Below are 509 nucleotides of genomic sequence, written 5' to 3' on the forward strand. Positions count from 1 at the left end.
TTAACTTTGGCAAAGGAAATAGGTGTAAGTCAAAGGGCTATAGAGTACTGGGAGAGGGAAAAGAGGGTGCCTAGAATAGAAAGCATTAAAGCTATTGCCGACTATTTCAATATAAGTTTAGATTCATTTTTCTAACATTAACGATTAAATTCCTTAAAGGCTAAAGCCCTTGTCACAAGGATAAATATATCTTTTTATTAGACACATAAAATAATTGATATAGCTCCTAATTTTAAACTTTAATGAAAATCCATGTAAAAGCCGTAATAAATGCTAAATAGTTACTTTGTGGCAGGGATTTTAGCTTTTAGGGAGAAAGGAGGATGAAAAATGCGACCATATTATAAACTTAGAGGGAAGTTAACAGAACAGGACAAGCAAATAAAAGACCTTGAAAAAGTATTAAACCGTAGTAATTACTATATAACACAGGTAATGACCGCAAAAGAGGGAAAATACTTCAGAGAAGACGAGTTATATAAGATTATGGAATTTATAGGCGAACCTAT

The 509-nt window shown here is 32.2% G+C and carries 1 protein-coding gene; it reads left to right on the plus strand.

The window, feature by feature from the left end; genetic code table 11:
- Positions 1-6: 6 nt before the first annotated feature.
- A complete protein-coding gene (locus tag V2W16_RS11220) occupies positions 7-135 on the plus strand; it encodes a helix-turn-helix transcriptional regulator (RefSeq protein WP_425353967.1) in 129 nt (42 codons plus the stop codon).
- The last annotated feature ends 374 nt before the right edge of the window (positions 136-509 follow it).

It is taken from the genome of Anaerofustis butyriciformans, from assembly GCF_036289385.1.
Classification (GTDB): Bacteria; Bacillota; Clostridia; order Eubacteriales; family Anaerofustaceae; genus Anaerofustis; species Anaerofustis butyriciformans.